20 protein-coding genes are annotated in these 18,228 nt (G+C 60.3%); 19 read left to right on the top strand and 1 reads right to left on the bottom strand.

Annotated features, from left to right (window positions below; genetic code table 11):
* The first annotated feature begins 25 nt into the window (after positions 1–25).
* From AC06FA_RS03905 to AC06FA_RS03825, 17 genes are all read left to right on the top strand, one after another.
* The gene (locus AC06FA_RS03905) at positions 26–1,675 is read left to right on the top strand and encodes a DNA primase family protein (RefSeq protein ID WP_197581596.1); all 1,650 of its coding nucleotides are present in this window, start codon (positions 26–28) and stop codon (positions 1,673–1,675) included.
* Positions 1,676–1,737: 62 nt separating this feature from the next.
* Positions 1,738–1,983 (top strand): hypothetical protein, encoded by a 246-nt coding sequence (locus AC06FA_RS03900; RefSeq protein WP_099595987.1) that lies wholly within the window; start codon positions 1,738–1,740, stop codon positions 1,981–1,983.
* A gap of 67 nt (positions 1,984–2,050) precedes the next feature.
* The gene (locus AC06FA_RS03895) at positions 2,051–3,064 is read left to right on the top strand and encodes a zincin-like metallopeptidase domain-containing protein (RefSeq protein WP_197581598.1); all 1,014 of its coding nucleotides are present in this window, start codon (positions 2,051–2,053) and stop codon (positions 3,062–3,064) included.
* Positions 3,065–3,430: 366 nt separating this feature from the next.
* A complete protein-coding gene (locus tag AC06FA_RS03890; RefSeq protein ID WP_478067202.1) occupies positions 3,431–5,185 on the top strand; it encodes an ankyrin repeat domain-containing protein in 1,755 nt (584 codons plus the stop codon).
* A 107-nt stretch (positions 5,186–5,292) separates the two neighbouring features.
* On the top strand, positions 5,293–5,709 hold the full coding sequence (locus AC06FA_RS03885; protein ID WP_197581602.1) for a hypothetical protein: 417 nt from the start codon (positions 5,293–5,295) through the stop codon (positions 5,707–5,709).
* Between the two features lie 101 nt (positions 5,710–5,810).
* Positions 5,811–6,284 carry a hypothetical protein gene (locus AC06FA_RS03880; protein ID WP_197581604.1) on the top strand — a complete coding sequence of 158 codons (474 nt, stop codon included), beginning with the start codon at positions 5,811–5,813 and terminating at the stop codon, positions 6,282–6,284.
* Positions 6,284–6,493: a hypothetical protein gene (locus AC06FA_RS03875; protein WP_197581606.1), complete on the top strand. Its 210-nt coding sequence runs from the start codon at positions 6,284–6,286 to the stop codon at positions 6,491–6,493. The genes AC06FA_RS03880 and AC06FA_RS03875 overlap by 1 nt, the downstream gene beginning before the upstream one ends.
* A 187-nt stretch (positions 6,494–6,680) precedes the next feature.
* The gene (locus AC06FA_RS03870) at positions 6,681–7,001 is read left to right on the top strand and encodes a hypothetical protein (RefSeq protein WP_040234039.1); all 321 of its coding nucleotides are present in this window, start codon (positions 6,681–6,683) and stop codon (positions 6,999–7,001) included.
* On the top strand, positions 6,998–7,312 hold the full coding sequence (locus AC06FA_RS03865; RefSeq protein WP_197581608.1) for a hypothetical protein: 315 nt from the start codon (positions 6,998–7,000) through the stop codon (positions 7,310–7,312). The genes AC06FA_RS03870 and AC06FA_RS03865 overlap by 4 nt, the downstream gene beginning before the upstream one ends.
* Positions 7,309–8,424: a hypothetical protein gene (locus tag AC06FA_RS03860; protein WP_478067201.1), complete on the top strand. Its 1,116-nt coding sequence runs from the start codon at positions 7,309–7,311 to the stop codon at positions 8,422–8,424. The genes AC06FA_RS03865 and AC06FA_RS03860 overlap by 4 nt, the downstream gene beginning before the upstream one ends.
* The gene (locus AC06FA_RS03855; protein ID WP_478067200.1) at positions 8,421–8,903 is read left to right on the top strand and encodes a hypothetical protein; all 483 of its coding nucleotides are present in this window, start codon (positions 8,421–8,423) and stop codon (positions 8,901–8,903) included. The genes AC06FA_RS03860 and AC06FA_RS03855 overlap by 4 nt, the downstream gene beginning before the upstream one ends.
* A gap of 468 nt (positions 8,904–9,371) precedes the next feature.
* Positions 9,372–9,968: a hypothetical protein gene (locus AC06FA_RS03850; protein ID WP_478067199.1), complete on the top strand. Its 597-nt coding sequence runs from the start codon at positions 9,372–9,374 to the stop codon at positions 9,966–9,968.
* 3 nt (positions 9,969–9,971) lie between these two features.
* Positions 9,972–10,355 carry a hypothetical protein gene (locus AC06FA_RS03845; protein ID WP_478067198.1) on the top strand — a complete coding sequence of 128 codons (384 nt, stop codon included), beginning with the start codon at positions 9,972–9,974 and terminating at the stop codon, positions 10,353–10,355.
* Between the two features lie 3 nt (positions 10,356–10,358).
* Positions 10,359–10,958: a thermonuclease family protein gene (locus AC06FA_RS03840; RefSeq protein WP_478067197.1), complete on the top strand. Its 600-nt coding sequence runs from the start codon at positions 10,359–10,361 to the stop codon at positions 10,956–10,958.
* Positions 10,959–11,092: 134 nt separating this feature from the next.
* Positions 11,093–12,604, top strand: a complete 1,512-nt coding sequence (locus tag AC06FA_RS03835; protein WP_478067196.1) for a site-specific DNA-methyltransferase — start codon at positions 11,093–11,095, stop codon at positions 12,602–12,604.
* Positions 12,605–12,606: 2 nt separating this feature from the next.
* Positions 12,607–15,264, top strand: a complete 2,658-nt coding sequence (locus AC06FA_RS03830; RefSeq protein WP_478067195.1) for a DEAD/DEAH box helicase — start codon at positions 12,607–12,609, stop codon at positions 15,262–15,264.
* A gap of 75 nt (positions 15,265–15,339) precedes the next feature.
* The gene (locus tag AC06FA_RS03825; protein WP_478067194.1) at positions 15,340–16,158 is read left to right on the top strand and encodes a hypothetical protein; all 819 of its coding nucleotides are present in this window, start codon (positions 15,340–15,342) and stop codon (positions 16,156–16,158) included.
* Between the two features lie 41 nt (positions 16,159–16,199).
* Here the strand turns inward: AC06FA_RS03825 and AC06FA_RS03820 are convergent, their stop codons facing one another.
* Complete coding sequence (locus AC06FA_RS03820; protein WP_478067193.1) at positions 16,200–16,688, bottom strand: hypothetical protein; 489 nt, start codon at positions 16,686–16,688, stop codon at positions 16,200–16,202.
* Between the two features lie 174 nt (positions 16,689–16,862).
* On the opposite strand from AC06FA_RS03820, the gene AC06FA_RS03815 reads away from it, so the two are divergent.
* Together AC06FA_RS03815 and AC06FA_RS03810 are read left to right on the top strand one after the other, a co-directional pair.
* Positions 16,863–17,366 carry an H-NS family nucleoid-associated regulatory protein gene (locus AC06FA_RS03815; protein WP_478067192.1) on the top strand — a complete coding sequence of 168 codons (504 nt, stop codon included), beginning with the start codon at positions 16,863–16,865 and terminating at the stop codon, positions 17,364–17,366.
* A gap of 381 nt (positions 17,367–17,747) precedes the next feature.
* A complete protein-coding gene (locus tag AC06FA_RS03810; RefSeq protein WP_478067191.1) occupies positions 17,748–18,203 on the top strand; it encodes a hypothetical protein in 456 nt (151 codons plus the stop codon).
* The last annotated feature ends 25 nt before the right edge of the window (positions 18,204–18,228 follow it).

Here is an 18,228-nt window from a genome sequence, read left to right as displayed (position 1 = left end):
GGCGTTTACAACTAGGGATTACAAAATGAAGAGTAAGTCGAAGACTGGCCCTGTCAAGGGCGGGGAGGCCAATGGCGACGCCGTTGATCAGGCTCCGAAGAAAAAGGGCAAGGCCTTTGGGGCCGAAGCCAATCCCAACGACGCCACGGATGACCTGGGTGTGATCGGGGAAGACCTCTCGTTTGAGCTGGCCTATGCCGACGATATGCGCCGCGGCAACCAGTTTCGCATCGGCGGCAAGATGGACAACGGCGAGATCGACGTTTCCCTGTATCAGTGGGATGAGTCCGAAGGCATCTGGGCCCTGCAAGCCACCCGGGAAGTAGAAGCCCACGCGTTGGACTGGATGCGCAAGCACGCCCCGGAGGACGCCAAGCAGAGCAGCGCAACCAGCTGCGTCAAGACGGCCATGCTCGAAATGATCCGCTTGCCTGGCATGAAGTTGCCTGAAAGCCAGCATCGGGCCATCGTGCCGCTGAAGGGCGGTTACCTGGAGATCCTCAAGGACGCTAACAAGAAGGCCTACATCGAATACCTGCCGGCCGACCCCAAACACGGGATCACATCTCTTGTTCCAGCGAAGCTCAACCTGGACCAGGTGAAGTCGGGTCGTTACACCCCCAAGCCGTTGGACCCCAAGTCGAGGTGGGCCAAATATCTGGATCGCTTCATGCCTGACATGGCCGTGCGAGGGTTGCTTCAAGAAGCCATGGCGTCGTCGGTCATGCCGATGTGCCTGGAAAAAGCCTTCCTGTTGCTGGGAAGCGGCAGCAACGGCAAGAGCACCTTGCTTCACGTCCTGCGAGCCATCCACCCCAAGAACACTGCGGTCCGCATCGACAAGCTGGATGGGCAGTTCGCCATGGCACCTCTCGCTTCCAAGACTCTTTATCTGGCGACAGAGGCGCCCAAGGTCCTCTCCGATCCCATCCAGCAGGTCTTGAAGGCGCTTATCTCGCGCGATCCCATGTCAGCGGAGAACAAGGGCAAAGATGCCTACACCACGGTGCCGCGCGGCACGCTCTTCCTGGCACTGAACGCCATGTTCTCGGTGACGAGTCACGAACACGGCTTCTGGCGAAAGATTTGCATGATCCCGTTCAATGTGCGCCTGGCCGAGAACGACAAGGACCGCGATCCGGACTTCCACAAGAAGCTGACCGAGGACCCGGCGGAAATGGCCGTGATCATCGACTGGCTGCTGGAGGGGGCCATGCGCCTCATTGAGCGTGGCGGCCTGCCCGAGGAAATGCCCGAGGCCGTCAAAGCGCTGGCCGAGCAGACCCGGCACGAGACGGACACGACGGCATCTTATTTCGCCGAGCGCATGGTCATCGAAGAAGAAGGCACGTGGACCGACAAGAACGACATCTATGCAGACTACCGAAACTACGTTCTGGATGAGCTGGGCCGCAAGCCGGTGGGTGCTGAAGAGCTTTGGAAGCGGGTGCGCGAACGGATGCCGGGGCTCCAGCAGAAGCAGAAGAAGGCGACGAAGGGATCGAAGGCCGAGCGCTGGGTCAACCTGCGCGTGGGGGGATTGAAGCCGCGCCTGGAGGGCGGGGCTCCCCAGTCCATCCCGGACGAGGAGGTTCCGTTGGGTGACCCTCTGAGCAAAGAGGCCATGGAAGCCATCGACCTCCTGTCGGGCGCACCGATGGCTGAAGCCGCGTAGGCCTTTACAACCGGCGACGTTGCGCTATTGCAAAGGGGTATCCAAACCAAAACGGAGCCCCCATGCCATCGCCCAACCACATCCCCGACGACGCGTTCCCCGAATCGGCCATCGGCCCGGCCGATCTGGAGAGTCCAGAGACGCCGGAAGCGGACCCGCAATACTTGCTCGTGCAGAGCGGGTTTGGTCTCCATGTCCGTCTTGGCAAAGACGGCGACCAGGGATTGCGCAGCGAGGACGAAATCGCCGAGCTGGTGCGGCGAGCGTTGTATCACCGCAAGAGTCTGACCCTTCATATCGAGTTCTGACCATATCCACCCACAACCACCTGTTGAGAGGCGCAGGAGGTTAAAAAAGATTTGAGGCAACCACCCCATGTCCAAGTATTCCGATCTCATTCAAACCGAAACCCGGCGCATGCTCGACTTGATGAAGCAGGGCACCATCCCCTGGCGCCGCCCATGGAATGATCCCGACGCCCCGCAGAACGGCTCGATCAACGGGCCTTGGAACCCGACCACGGGCAAGGCTTATCGCGGCAGCAACACACTCATCCTGCGCGGTGCCCAACTCACCCATGGCTACCAAGACGACCGCTGGCTGACCTATCGCCAGGCCGAAAGCATTGGCACCCAGGTCAAGCGCGGCGAGAAGGGGCAGCGGATCGCCTACTGGGATTTCAGCAAGACGGGCAAGGCCAAAGACGGGGCCGAGCCGTTGACCGAGGGCGAAGAGAAGAACGGATACCAAGGGCCATCGGTGTTCGTCGCCACGGTGTTCAATGCCAGCCAAATGGACGGCATGCCCGAGCCCCCGCCGCCCTTCGTCATGCCCGAGTCGATCCGCCACTTGCGTGTGCGGGAGTTGTTGGACAAGCACCAGCCAAAACTTCATCACGACGGTGGCAACCGAGCGTTCTACTCCATCGCCGCGGATTCGATTCACCTGCCGAAGCACCACACTTTCAGAGATGACGTCAGCTATCAGGCCACGTTGCTCCACGAGTTGGCCCACTGGACCGGCGCCAAACACCGGCTCGACCGCGACCAGGCCGGTCGGTTCGGCAGCCAAGACTACGCAAAAGAGGAACTGGTGGCGGAGTTGTCCAGCCTTTTCATTTCCGAGCGCCTGGGTATTGCCCTGGGTAAGGAGCACGAAGAGCAGCACGCCGCCTACCTGCAGTCCTGGATGAAAGCCCTGGCCGATGACCCCAGGACCCTGTTCCGTGCAGCCAGCCAAGCGGAGAAGGTCATGACCTTTTTGGACATCCCGGCGTTTGAACGCGAGCCGCTGCCGCAGGTCAAGAAGGAGCAGGACATGGAGCAGGGGCGAAAGACGGAAGCCGGTCGAAGGACCCCATCGCGACGCAAGGAACGCCAGGTTGCTTAACGCAGGTAGGGGGTTGACCTTTTGAGGTTTCGAGTTAGAAATGAATGTGTCGGGGGAAGTCCCGGCTGAGGTCCGATTCCTCTGCTTCTAACTGATAACTTTCTGAGGGTGAGCGGTTAGGGGGTGGTTGGGTGGTTGGGTGGTTATCCTTGCTGTTTTGGTGGTTTCCGGTGGTTGCTGTCGCCGGGTGGAAAGAACTTAGTTAGTGATTGTCTAGGTCGTTTAACTAAGCGCCATGTTGTTTCTTGAGCTTCTTACGCTGGATTGAGAGGGGGGGGCGAAAGCCACCCCTTTTCTCTTTGCAGCCCCTTGCGCATCCCCCTTTCTTTGTTAAGACATGAGTATCACTCATCAAGCGGAGGAACCATGGCTGGCAACGTCTTTTCAAATCTACTTCGACCCTTCATCCGTCAAAAGGACACGGAACTTCCAGGCGTGGCTCCTTCTGAGCCGCCTGAACCCCCGGTCCGGGAGCGCTTGGAGGATTCAAGCCAGCGGCCAGTGGCTTCAGCGGAGCCGGCAACCCTTTCGCCCGTTGAGGGCCCTCAAAGTGTGCCCTTCAACGATGAGGCAACGGATCGGTTGGGGAGCACTTTGGCCTTCGCTGGTCTGAAGACGAAGGGTCGCTTCGAGGACGAGGTGAGGCAGGCCATCGAAGACGGCGCCGATGTGAAAGGGTATCGCGACGCGCGCGGCGATTCCGCCTTGCATAAATGTCAGGAGCCGTGGCAGATGGAGCTGCTTATCTCGGCTGGGGCGGATGTTCACGCGTTGGACAAACAAGGGCGTTCGCCTTTTGATCGCCTGTTGAGCACATACCAAAGGGAGCCCGCTTGGTCCGAAAAACCTACTGCGGAAGGTTTGGCGCTGTTGGCGAAGGCCGGAGCGGATGTCAATGCCCTGAGCCAAGGGCAATGCGCTCTGCATGTCGCTGCGAAGCGAGGGCTTGAAGGCGATATCCACATGCTTGTCGATGCCGGCGCCGACGTGAATCTGCGGACGGACGGGGGAGACACCCCGCTCCACCTGGCCAGCGATCTAGGCGTTGTGCTGCGCTTGCTGGATGCCAAGGCCGATCCCTCCCTGCTGAACTCCAGTGGCGAGCCAGCGCTCAAACATGATCCGGTGCTTTATCGAGAAAACGCTCGGAACCACCGAGACGATTTTTCGCCGCGTGAGCGCGTCGATGCGGCGACCGACCCGATTTTCCTGGCCGAAACGCCCAGCGAGCTTGTCGCTGCGTTGGGGCAGGGCGGCAGTGTGAGGGACACCGATGCGCTGGGCCGAACCCCGCTTCATTACGTCAAAACGGGGGAGATGGTGCAGGCGTTGGTGTTGGCCGGCGCCCAGGTTGACGCAAAAGACATGGAGGGAAACATTCCTGCTCACACCGCGGACGAGCGCGCCATGAAAGAGTTGGTCGATGGGGTGGGGCGAGGCGTTCCCCAGCACCACGTAGAGAACGACAGGGGGGAAACCCCTTATGCGACCCGGGATTACTACCACGAGGATCGGTATTGGGATGCCGAAGCGGAAGAGCAGGCCGCGGAAAAGGCGGAGGAGACGAAGGAGGAGCAAGACCGCGTGCTCAACATTGTGGCCCTCGTTGAGGCCGGCGACGCCAAACGTCTGCTGGAGCAGGTGGATCCCAACGAAGAACTGGTCAGTCGGAACCGAACGTTCAACATCGACGGAGACGAGGGCTGGGCCTACAACAACTATGCCGGCTACAGCGTCCTCCATGAAGCGGCGAAGCAGGGGAAAACGGAACTCTGCCGAGAACTGGTGTTCGCAGGGGCGGACTGGGACAAGGGGTGTAAGCTCGTCGGCGAGCAAGGCTTTGACAACCATGTCAACGGCTTTCGAAACGAGCCTCGTATGAAGCCCATCGATTTTGCGAGCAACCGAGAGACCAAGGCGTTCTTGAACAACGCTGAGAACGAGCTGCGAGCCCACAACCAATCCAAGCTCTTGGACGAGCTTCTTCCCGCTGCCAACGCTTGGAAGCCACCGGAAGGCGGGTTTGGGGCCGACGCCCAACGCCAGGTCGGTGCGGCAATGAAGGCCCATGGGCAGGACGGCCAAACCCAGGAAGCCCCTCGCTTGCGAGCGCGCTTCTAAGGCCAAGGAAAAGGGCGGCGAAAGCCGCCTTTTTCTTTTCCCGATCCCCTTGCGCATCTCCCTTTCTTTGTTATGGGTATTTCTACCTACACAAAAAAGGAGGATCTATGCGCAATCTTTGTCTGTCGGCCATCGCCGGTGCGTTGCTGCTCTCTGCGGGGTGTTCCAGTCAACCCAGCGCCGCTGCACTTGAAAGAGAAGCTGCGCCCACTGCGGTGATTCTGTTGGGCGAGGTAGACCTGCCCAAGGGCGCAACCCTGGACGATTTCCCCAGTCTTCTCAATGCCGGAGGCATCCCTTGGGAGAAGGTTCAAGAAAGAAAGGTTCAGCTCGAAGGCTCCTTCGACCGTCCTTGGAGCGACGGCCGTTCGTTGGCCGTGACCGTTGACGTTCTCGGCCGAACCACCCGGTTGATCGTGCGGGCTGGCGACCAGCCACGGCTTTCATCGCCGGCCGTTTGTGTTCGCGGTGTTGGGTGGAATGCCGTCGCGTCAGATATTTCGGAAGCGCATCCCTGCAAGTAGCGACAAAGGCGGCGAAAGCCGCCTTTTTCTTTTCCCGATCCCCTTGCGCATTTCAAACCTTTTGTTATGGGTAGTGCAACCCATTCATAAAAGGAGGCCTCATGCGCGTTTTGGTTCTTTCTCTGGCCCTTGCCGGCCTGCTCCCCTTGACGGCCTCCGCTGCTGACAACAGTTCCGCCCGTCGATACGGCGCCAGCGAAACCCTGTCCGTTCAGAACGCCCGCCTGGGCGAGGTGCTCATGGTTCGCAGCGTGGACATCAAATCCGACAAGCGCCTCAACGCCGGTTCCGCCATCGGCGCCGCCGTGGGTTATGGGGCCGCTCGCGAGGTTAAGGGCGACTACCGCAGCGCCGCCAGGGTGGCGGGTGGGGTGATTGGGGGCGTCGCAGGCACGGCCATCCAAAACGGGGTGAGCAGGCGCCGCGGGGTAGAAGTGTATGTCCGCGATCTGGAGAGCGGAAAAGTCATTGCCATTGTGCAGGCCGATGACTTGCCGATCCGCGCCGGGGACAAGGTGTTCTTGACGGGTAGGGGCAGCAAGACCCGCGTTGTGCCGATTGAGGGGAAGCGCTGATGAAATGGCCCGCATTTTTCCGCAAGCGCCCCGATGCCGCGCTGAGCATCGAGGACTTCAAGCAATCTCCAGGCCACGTTTTGATGGACGAGAGCGGATACCTGGGCCTTTCTCACGAAGCAGCAGCCCAGATCGAACGGTTGCGCCAAGCCAACGGCTGGGGCGTGCGCTCTACCAACGCGGCAACGACCGGCAAAGGGCGGCGCTAATGGGAGCCACATTCAAAAGCATTGCCCACCATTACGGTCACCTCATCCTAGATGGCATGGACTGCTCCCCTGTGCAACCTCACGAGCCGCACCGCCTGCCAATGGCATGGAGTCTCAAGCCCAGCCAGTGGGGCCAACCTCTCACCTTCCAGGCACGCCCGCTGAAGAGCGAAGCGGGAGGCCGCCCATGGTGAGCGCGATCCTTCTGCTGACCCTGCTTGGCCTCATGGTCCTGGTCCCGCTCTGGACGTTCAAGCGCTTTGGCGACGCCAAGGCAGCATGGCAACGGGTGAGGGGCGGTGAGCGAGACGCTCGCACGCACGGCCGCTTCGTGATCCATGGCGGACTGTTTGGGGTTGGGATGGTGGTTATCAGCGCGTTCTTGGCCCAAGCCACCTTCAGCATCTGGCACCAGGTCGCCACCGGGGGAGGCCTGTTTGTCCTCGGCACGGTCGTGGTGCTCTGCCTGCTGGCGCTTGTTTGCCGCAAGGGAAGGTCGCGCGAATGAGTGCGTTGACGATGCTGGTCCTTTCCGTGCTGGTCCTTGCCGTGTTTCTTTGCTCGGCGGCGTTTCTCTCTTCTATGGCCGCGTTGACTTACCCGGCTGTAAAGCAATCGCTGGCCCTTTTCTGGGTTGGGGAGCGCGGCGCTTGGCTCTACCTGGATTTAGCGATTTTTGGCGGGATCTTCGCGGGTTGCGTCCTCACGCTCGCATTCGGGGCGGTAATCATGGCCCTCAACATTTCCAGCGCTGAGGACGCCGCTCTATACGCGGCCACCTTGCTTAGCGCGGGGCTGGGCTACTGGGTGGGCCGATGACACGCGAGCCTTCCACCTTGTTTGCCCCAGGCGTTCTTCCCGGGCCGGACGGCATCGAACTCCTGCCCATGCCCGCGGACATCCAGGCCCTCTACGACGCAGCCCAACGCAATACGCCTTTCAGCAAGGACGTGGACGACGCCCTGGCCGCGCACCGCAACGCACACGGCGAACCGGAGCAAATCGAGCGCGCCCAGCGTGTGGATCCTGCGGATGCCATGCCCTCGGAGCGCTACCGGGCTTATGTGAGCCAACGCCGCTATGCGGTCCGCGCCTGCATTCAGGCCGGCATGGCACGAAAGGACATCTCACGGTTCCTCGGGGTGGCTATTTACACCTTGCAGAAAGATGCTCAAGCCCTTGGACTGCGGTTGCCGGTCTGCCAACGACAACCGAGGAGCATTGCAGGGCACTCGGTTGAGGAAGTGCTGAGCCTGCTCCACGAACTGGGCACCCGCACCCGTGTGGCGGCTCGGATCGGCGTCACGCAGCAAGCGGTTAGCCTGTTTTGCAAGAAATACGAACTGGACATGCCGCAAAACGGAAAGAAGGCGGTTGTTCTGGCTCGGCGCGAAGAGGTGCGCCGGTTGAGCGAGGCCGGCCTATCGGTGTCTGAAATGGCGCAACAGTTGGCCGTGCCATACGCATGCATAACGGCCGACCGCCAAGCGCTGAAGCTGCCGCGTGTGCGTCTGCCGGCAGAGAAAATGACCCTCTTGGGCTTGAGTCGAGCAGAGATCGAGGCCCTTCTTGCTCGATTCCAGACCATCAAGGCAGTGGCGTTGCATCTCGGAACCAGTGGGGCGCAGGTGTCCTGTTACATGAAGAGAGCCGGCCTCAAAGCGCCACGGGACGGGCGATGCCGCCAGGCCACTACACCATCGACCGACCGCAAACCGCTGAAGCTTCCGGGCATGCGTAAACCGGCGGAGAAAATGACCCTCTCGGGCTTGAGTCGAGCAGAGGTCGAGATCCTGCTCGCCCGATTCCAGACGGCCAACGCTGTGGCTCTGCATCTTGGGGTCAGCGCGTCGTCTATATCTGTTTACATGAAAAGAGCAGGTCTCAAAGCGCCGCGCGATGGGCGACGTCGTCAGGCCACTCCATCATGATTCCACGCAAAGGCTTCCTCGGCGGCCGCTCCCCGGCCCAGGTTCAATCCTTGCTGGACGAAGGGGTGACTCAGCGCGCCTTGGCCCAACGCCTGGGCGTCACCCACCAGGCCGTGAACCGCTTCGTTCGGCGGCATGGCCTGGCCGGTTCCGGACGGCAGGCCTTTCGGGACCGACAAGCCCGCGAGCTCATCGAGCGCCGCCAGCAGGTGCAGCAGCTGGTTCAAGCCGGGCTGACCTCGGCCGAGGTGGCCCAGCGCTTGGGCGTGTCGCCGGCCACCATCGGCCTGGACCGCCAAGCGCTTCGATTGGGGCGTGTCCTGAAAGGGCCGGAGCAGCGCAGCTTGCGAGGGCTGGGCCTGGACCAAGTTCGGGATCGCTTGAAGGTGGTCAGCCGGGCTCAGTTGGCGCGGGAGCTTGGGGTGAGCAGTTCGGCTGTATACCGCTTTTGCCGCGTGACCGGCTTCGACACAAAGTAAGAGGACGAGCGATTCCCTTGTCCGAGCCTTCGATTCGTCGTAAATGTTTGTATAATCAGTTGCTTACGGTGCTTTGGGGCGCAGGATGTCTCTGAGTGCGCTACCGGGTCTTGGTTCTCACGTATTTGCGGTCCCCTGCCCGCGCCCGCCGGTCCGGGGAACATCAGCATGCAATGACGAGAGGAGCGCTCAGCAAACCTAGGGGGGCAATCCTCAGGGCAACAAAGCCGACGGGGCAGCGCATGCCCGTTAAATCGGAAGTTGCCTTGGGGCGGGAGACTGTTTGCGCCAATGTCAGGTAGCATCGGAAATGGCGGCAAGGCGTGCTTGCAGCGAAACAGAGGGAAAGGACGCGTGGGACGGTATAGATCCAAGTATCGGCGGAGTTATGCGGGCTACGTTGTTTCGAAGCGGCAAAAGCTGAGCTCGACCTTCGGTGGTATTGACCGAGATGTGGAGCGCCTCTTCTTGTCGCTGGACCGCGATGAACTTGATGATCTGTTTGAGTTCTACGCGGAGGAGTTCGGCGCGTCTGCTGGGAACTATGCTCGCAAGACCTATCCCAAATGGAAGAGCGGCAGTGTTCGAATGAGTGGCGAGGTGGCAGAGCGGCTTTTGAACCTGTTGCCGCCCTTACTGCCATACGACGTTAGGTTTGAGCTGGTCAAGAAGTTGCGGCAGGCAAGTTTTAGGAAGATGAGCCGGTATGTGGCGACTTCCCCAGAGCAATGGATCGATGCTCTCCTGCCCGTGATTGAGGAGGTGGTCAAGCATGGAGAGACGGCGAACCTTTCCGAAGATATGAAACAGCGTTTGTCTTGGCTGGCGGATGGCGACACGGAAGCGGCGGAGAAGATGCTGTCTGCAGCGATCAAGGACGAGTCGATTGGTCGGCTTTCCTACCTGAAGAGCGAGTTTCAACGAATCGAGGAGCTGCTGGGTCAGTTGGGGGACCACCACACATCGGTTGAGCACACTATTGAGCTCCCGCAGGGGACGATCCGAGTTCACATCGTCAGGCCGAAGGTCTCGGCATGGGCAAAACTAAAGAGATGGCTGGGGTGATCTATGAGTAATGAACTGTCTAAGCGCGACAACGGTATTCAACTTGACGGGACGGGAGGCGGCTCCAGCTTGAGCCGTGAGCTGGTCAGCCAGATGACGTCCGAGCAGCGGCAGAAATACGCAGGAAAGGCTCTTGAGACGCTCATTGAGCGTGAGAGCAGCGATGAAGACATGCGCCGTCGTCATGCAGCTGCAAACGTGGGCATTGCGAGGGACATTGACACTGCACGGGAGTTGGGGAAGGGGAAGGAGGACTTCACCCTCACGAGCACCCACAGAACTGCCAGCGGAGAGACAAAGGTTACGGTCACCAAGGGAAGCAACAAGCTGATGTTGGTTGGCATGGTGGTCATCGCAATCATCTTCTTTGTTCTATTCTCCCGTTGAATGATGAGCCAGAAGGTCACGATCCACTCCAATGGAAAGCGATTCATCCAGGTTATCTGCACTGCGGTTCTTCTGGCTGCTGCCCTCACCGGCTTGAAGAAGGCGTCAGTCTGGTGGAAGGGCAATGACCAGGTAGCTCAAGTGCATGAAGAAGTGCGTTCGCCTAAGCCCGGCGGCCAGGTGCCCAATCTGATTGTAGGGCGAAGCTCTGTCATCGATGGAGACACAATCGAGATCCACGGCGTGCGTATACGATTGGCCGGAGTGGATGCCCCGGAATCCAAGCAGAAGTGTGGTCCGGCAGGCGAGGAGTGGCCATGTGGCCAAAAGGCTGCCTTCGCGTTGAGCGATTGGCTGGGTTCCCGCACTGTTTCGTGTAACCCCACTGGAACGGACCGCTATCAGCGCACGTTGGCGCGTTGTTTTGCCGGCACGGAAGACGTCCAGGCTTGGTTGGTGCTAAATGGCTGGGCACTGGCCTACCGCCAGTATTCGACGGACTACGTGGCTGCAGAGGAAGTGGCGCAAGCCGGGCGTGCCGGCGTTTGGGCCGGCGAGTTCACGACGCCATGGGAGTGGCGCAAAGGAGCGCGGCAACGGTAGAGCTTCTGCCTGTTCTTTCGTTTATCCCCCAAAAGCCATTTTTATCAATGGCTTGCGAGTGGCTTGATTCGCGAGTATTGGCCGAAATGCACCCGCTGAACGATACTTGGAGCCTGTTCGAGGGGATGTAATAGATGCCACTGCTCAACTGGTCCGACCGTGATGAGGACCTGACCCGCTCCGCCCTGACGCCCTACCGACTCTTGGAGCCGGTGGCCAGCTTGTCCTATGGGGAGGTCGACTCTCCGAACATGCTGATCGAAGGCGACAACTTGGATGCGTTGAAGGCATTGTTGCCTTACTACGCGGGCCAAGTGAAGTGCATTTTCATCGATCCACCCTACAACACGCGCAGCGCCTTTGATCATTACGACGACAACCTTGAGCACGCCAAGTGGTTGTCGATGATGTATCCGCGTCTTGAGCTCCTCAAAGAGCTCTTGAGTGAGGACGGATCTATTTGGATCACGTTGGACGATGCGGAGGCCCATTATCTGAAGGTCATCATGGACGAGATATTCCTCAGAAAGAACTTTGTCTCGACACTGATTTGGGAAAAAGCGGACTCCCCCCGCAACTCTGCTCGTCAGTTCTCCAGCGATCACGACTTCATCTTCGTCTATTCTAAAAATGAAGAATGGCGTCCTCGCAAGCTGCCACGTGACGAAAAGTCTAACGCCATTTACACCAACCCCGACAAAGACCCTCGCGGCCCATGGCTACCCGGCGATCCATATGCGAACAAGCCCTACTCGAAGGGCACTTATACGCTGACTGGTCCAACAGGCCGTATGTTCTCGCCTCCGCCAGGTCGCTTCTGGCGCATATCTGAAGAGAAGCTGCGGGAACTGGATGAGGATGGCCGTATCTGGTGGGGGCCCAAGAAAGACGCGCGCCCGAGCATCAAGAAGTTCTTGTCGGAAGTCGGAGACCTGGTGCCGCGCACGCTTTGGCGAAAAGAGGACGTGGGCAGCAATCGAACCTCGAAGAATGAGCTTCGCAAGCTGTTCCCGGGGGACGTCGCGTTCGACACCCCCAAGCCCGAAGCGCTTTTGGAGCGCGTCATCCGCATCGCGACGGAAGAGGGCGACATCGTCCTCGACAGCTTCTTGGGGTCGGGCACTACCGCCGCAGTGGCGCACAAGATGGGCCGCCGCTGGATTGGGGTTGAAGCAGGCGACCATGCACGGACGATGTGCCAGCCGCGTCTTGCGAAAGTGGTCGATGGAGAGCAGGGCGGCGTTTCGGAGGTGGTGAACTGGAAAGGCGGCGGCGGGTTCCGCTTCTACAAGCTGGGCGTGCCAGTCTTTGATGACGAGGGCCACATTCGCGACGGCATCAAGTTCGAGCACTTAGCCGCGCATGTCTGGTTCGCCGAAACCGGGACGGCACGCTCCACCCGTGCTCCCAAGCAGCCGTTCCTAGGCGAGCACCATGGGATTGGCTATTACCTTCTGTTCAACGGCATCTTGGGCGACGAGAGCAAGACCGGAGGCAACGTGCTGACCAAGCGTGTGTTGAAAGGCCTGCAGCCGTTCGAGGGGCCCAAGGTGATCTACGGCGAATCCTGCGATTTGCCTAAAGAGCGGCTGGAGGAGCTCCAGATCACCTTTAAGCAGACCCCCTACGACATCAAGGCACGCTAAGCATGGCTCTTTCTCTCAAGGTGTATCAACAGCGGGCCTTGTCCAGCCTGGCCCAGTTCCTCGAAGACGCCCGGCTGACCGGCCCCGCATCCGCGTTTGAGAAGAACGTGGATGCCGGTCTGGTCACGCAATACAAACCCATGCCTCATCTGGAGGCCTCGCCCTACGTGTGCCTACGCATTCCCACGGGCGGCGGCAAAACGGTCATGGGCGCGCACATCATCCAAGCGGCGGGCGACGCTTATCTGGAGCGCGAGTTCCCGCTGGTCATGTGGATGGTGCCCACCACCCAGATCAAGACCCAGACGCTGGAAGCCTTCAAGAACCCCCGCCATCCCTACCGCCAAGAGCTGGATGAAGCGTTTGGCGGCAAGGTTGCGGTGTTCGACGTGGAAGACTTCACCCACATCCGCCCCGCTGACTTGGGAACCAAGGTCTGCGTGGTCATATCGACGATGGCCGCGCTGCGCGTGGAGAATCAGGAGGGGCGCAAGGTCTATGAGCACCACGAGGACCTAGAGCCCCATTTCGCCGGCAGCGTGTCCGATTTGCCCTACTTGGAGCAGAACAAGGCGGGAAAGGCCATCGCGTCCTTTGCCAATCTGCTGAAACTTCACGGTCCGTTGGTCATCACCGACGAAGCCCACAATGCCAATACGCCCTTGTCCTACCAGGTCTACGAGCGCGTGGGTGCCAAGGTGGTGGTGGAGCTCACGGCCACGCCAGAAGCCAGTAAGAGCAACGTGCTGGTCAGCGTCAGTGCCTTTGAGCTCAAGGGCGCGGACATGATCAAGTTCCCAGTCGTGCTCAAGGAGCACGTCGGGCAATGGGAAGTTGCAGTGGGCAGCGCTGTGGCCCGCCGTAACGAGTTGGGCAAGACCGCGCTGGGCGAGCCGGACTACATCCGTCCCATCCTGCTGATTCAGGCTGAGAACGCCAAGGGCATCGCCACGGTTGAGGAGGTCAAGAAGCACCTCATCGACAACGAGAAGGTGCCCGAGAAGGCGATTGCCATCGCCACGGGCGATCAGCGCGAGATCGACGGGGTGGACCTGTTCGCCAAGGACTGCCCCATCGAGGTCATCATCACCAAGCAAGCGCTCAAGGAAGGGTGGGATTGCAGCTTTGCCTACGTCTTCTGCTCGGTGGCCCAGGTCAAGAGCGACAAGGACATCCAGCAGCTGCTGGGCCGCGTGCTGCGCATGCCGTATGCCACCCGCCGCAAGCAGGAGGCCATGAACAAGGCCTACGCGCACGTCACCACTGCGGCTTTTAACCTGGCTGCCGCAGAGCTCACCAAGTCGCTCATCGACATCGGGTTCAACCCTCTTGAGGCCGTGGGTGCGGTGTTGCCGGATCCCACACCTGGCCCCGGCTTGGACTTGCAAGGCGGCAAGGTCTATCCGGTTCCCGTGACGCCAAAGGCCACCATTGCTGTGAGCAAACAGCCGGACCTTACTGGTATCCCTGCTCGGGACCAGGCCAGCGTTGTATTCACTCCGAACGAAGAAGGTAAGGGGGGCTTGGTAGAGATCACGGGCGAGGTGGACGATTCCACGGTGGAAGCCATCACCAAGGCTGTGCCAACCAAGGAGCGCGAGGAAGCGACGGCTACGATCCAGCGGCACCAGATCGCCGCCAAGGCCGTCAAGGCACCCAGCCAGAATGGCTCGGTGTTCAGCGTGCCGCGGTTGGGGGTCATGGAGCAGGGGGAGCTGGAGTTCTTGGAGAGCGGTGCCACGCCCCCAGGCTTTACCTGGGATCTGTTGGCTTATCCCCCGGACTTGACCAGCCTCAAGTTCAACGCAGACAGCAAAACCTTTGAAGTCGATTTGGTGGACGAGAAGGTGATCTACACGCCGATTGACGACGACGTGAACACCTACTTGCCGGGTTTCTCTAAGGACCGCACTCAAGCGGACTTGGTGGGCTGGCTGGACCAAAAGATCCGTGATCCGGGGATCAAGCAGCCCGTGCTGCGGGAGTGGTTGCGTCGGTCCATCAGCGGGCTGTCCGAAGATCGCGGCTTCTCACTATCCCAACTGCTCAATGGCCAGTTCGTGCTCCGACGGAAGCTCGGCGAGCAACTCCAGATCGCCAAGGCAGAGGCCCTTAAGGATGGCTTCCAACAGGCCCTGTTTGGTGCCGACGCAGAGATCGTGGTCAGCGACGAGCCCGATGCCATGTTCACCTACCCAGCGGACTTCAGGCAGTATCCGGGGCATTCCTATTACGAACAGCAAGGCGGGACCTATCGCTTCCGCAAGCACTATTACACCTGGGTGGGCGATCTGAAGTGGAAAACGGCTGGTGGCAAACTGGGAGAAGAGTTCCTCTGCGCCCAGGCCATCGATCAGCTGGATGAGGTGGAGTTTTGGGTCCGAAACTTGGTGGACAAGAGCCAGTTCTGGATGCCGACGTCCAAGCAGCGGACCTACCCAGACTTTGTAGCGAAGCTCAAGGACGGTCGCCTGCTGGTCGTCGAATACAAGGGCGGTGACCGTTACACGGCGGACTCCGAGAAGGAGAAACGCATGATCGGTGAGCTGTGGGCCAGCAAGAGCAAGGGCAGGGGGATCTACCTCATGGCTCAGCTAAGGGACGAGAAGGGCAACAGCGTGACCGAGCAACTTCAGGCTGCCATTCGGGAAAAGAAGTAAGCAAGCAGTCATGGAAGACCGGCCTTATGCCTCACGTTCTACCCCATAAGCCTTCAAGGGAAAACGGAGCCGACAGTGCAAGTCCTGGTCACGCGCAGGCGCAGCGGCGTCTTCTGCTTCATGGCAGAAGAGATCGATTTGCGAGTCAAAGAGCAGCGCTTTTATTTGGCTCAAGCCAAAGCCCGTCTCCTGGCGCCGTTTGCTGCGATTGAAGCAGAGGCGGAAGCCATAGAGCAGGACTGCTTGGAGAATCCGCCAGAGTGCTTCGACCCCGAGCAATGGGACATGTCCATGGTTTACGAGGCGGCGTTCCATCGGAGCCTCGAACATTACGACCTGCTCCATGAAATGCGAGAGCGCACACTGTTAGGCATCGCCGCTGGCATGTATCACCACTTTGAAAAGAGCTTCCGTGTCCGGGTTGCTCGCGAGCTGCGCCAAGCCGGGTGGGTCATAGGAGAGAAGACCCGGGATCAGATCTGGCGGTGCGAATGGACTCAGCTGGAGGCGCTGTTGGTCGCTTTCGGGTGGGATGTGCCGTCAGTTCCGCACTACCAAGACCTCGAGGCCTTGCGGCTGGTCGTCAACGTCTTCAAGCATGGCGAAGGCCCGGCCTTCGCAGCCTTGAAACAGCGTTTCCCTCGATTCGTTCCCCAGTTGGAGTCAGATGAGGGGGCTTGGCGCTACGTGGACTACACCCACATGTGCATGACCGAGGAGCATTTGGATGCATTCTCAAATGCCATTGTGAGCTTCTGGGAGGGCATCCCGCTTCGTCTGTCCGTGGAAGAGGGGGGGGCCGCTTTGGAACTTCCATCCTTCTATGCCAAAGCAATGCGGCAGGACGGGTGTCCGACCTTCAAGACGCAGCCGCCAACTCCTCACTCACCCTGACTAGCCGAGCCGTTGATGGCACGGGGCTGGCCGTTGAGTTACTACTGCACGCTGCTGTCGAGCCATCCGTTCACCAACGCGCGTTGGAGGGCGAGGGCAACCTGAGTCGCGGCATACACCCAGTCGTCGTCTTCGGCGTATGGATCCTCTTCCGCATCTTCCTTCCCGCCGTGGAAGAGGTTGTTGCGGACTTGCTGCATGGCTTGGACAAGGGCCACCGCATCTGAGTCTGCATCCAAGGGGCTGGGCATGAAGCGGGCCACTAGGCGCCCGTCCTCCTCCACGATCCTCTGTTTCATGGGGCGTTCGTCGCGCTGACCAAGAAGGCGCCTGCGTGCCCACTCGGGGACTTCTTCCAAAAAGGCGTCGCCAAGCGAGCGGGCGCGGTCTTCCACTTTGCGCCAAGCCACATCGGGAATCGGATCGCCTTGCCTATCCTTCCGGAAGAAATCTCCATGCCGTCGAAGCTGGAACTCCAGTTTGCTGAAGGTCTTGAGCAGATCGTAGGCGAGGTCAGGGCGAACGGGCATGCCGGCATCATATCTCAGCCCTACGATCCCAATATGAAAGGGCCCGGCAACGCGTGATTAGTCGCTGGGAGGGTGGCGCTATTGTGAGTAAGCGGGTCGACGGGTCGGTCCTGCATTGGCCCTTGTCCCGCCAATGGGCTATAACCCTTGCTTGCCCTCAACGGAGTATTCCCCTTGGCCTTGACCACCCTCCAGTCGATCAACGCGGAAATCAAGCAGCTCGAAGCCCAAAAGCGGTTGGTGGAGAAACGCGACGGTGAGGTGCCCAAGGCCATTGCGGTGCTTCAGAAGTATGCGAAGGTTCTCAGCCCCGGCCAGCGTCGCCAGGTTGCCAAGCTCATTGGCGAGGCCATTGACGTCAAGCCGGCGCGTTCCCCGAAATCTTCTGCTAGGCCTCTGAAAGGCCGAAAGCTCGGCAAAGTAGCTCCCAAGTATCGACTCCCGACGGGAGAGACCTGGGCAGGCCGAGGGCTGGCGCCCAAGGCTTTCACTGCATGGGCCAAGTCAGCCGAAGGCAAGGCGTGGACCCAGGCCAACCCTGGGGCCAAGTTCCCGCCTGCCTCAGGCAAAGTGAAGAAGGCTGCGGCCAAGGGCGCTGCGAAGGTGGGCAAGGTCGCCAAGAAGGCAAAGCCGATTCGGAAACCTGCCAAGAAGGCCAAGGCGAAGCCGGCTGCTTAATCCCGTGGACAAAGGCCCCGCGAATGCCCGTTCCAAGGCGTTGGCCGCTGCATACGTGTTGCTCGACATGGCGGAGGGAACGCTCTTGCAAGAGGAGGCGGGAACACGACTGCGCAACCAGTTTGGGCTTCATTGGTCCGCCTTGACGTGCGTCCAATACTTGTCAGGGAAGGACGCGGTCGCTGCATTGACCGCCCTTCCGGGCGAGTGGAGCGAGCAGGGGCGGACGAAATCGGATCTCCTCCAAGCCGTGGTCATGGCCCTGGGGGTTGTCCGCGAGGCGCGTGGGAGTCGCGGCGGGCGGGTTTCTGCCAGCAAGCTATCCTTGCGTCTTCAAGAGGTGCGAGCCGCGGCCGTGGGGCAGGGCGAATGAAACGAACCTTGTCCGCTCCGAGCTATGCACTCCTGCAGGCCAGCGTGGAGTGTTGGAAGTGCGGCGAGGCAGCGCCGGTAACGTCGGTGTGGGTGCCGTCCTTCGTGGACTTCGCAGACGTAGAGGAGCCAGAAGACGAGCCGGAAGCAGGCGATGCGGCCACGTTGCACGGGATCCATGATTTGGACGATCACGTCGCCGCGCACGTGCGCGAGGCGGCACCTTGGCTGAGGCCAGGGCGCTCGGAAACCGCCGATGCCACTTACTGGGTCAACCATTGCCAAGCCTGTTGCGCATTACAAGGCGACTTCTTCGTGATGGGCGTCAATGGCCCGTTCTTCCCTCAGTTCCGCGCCGAGGCCGACGCCCTTGAGCTCATCCCCGGGCGTGGACCCTTGAGTGCCAATGCGACGGCTGCACAATCCGAATGGATGGATTGGATCGCTGAGCGCCTGCCTGTCTGAAAGAGCATTCGTGTGCCGAGAACGG

The sequence above is a fragment of the Stenotrophomonas sp. Steno-C17 genome (assembly GCF_056393165.1).
The sequence above is the reverse complement of the archived record's forward strand: the minus strand, read 5'-3'. Positions and strand labels throughout refer to the sequence as shown.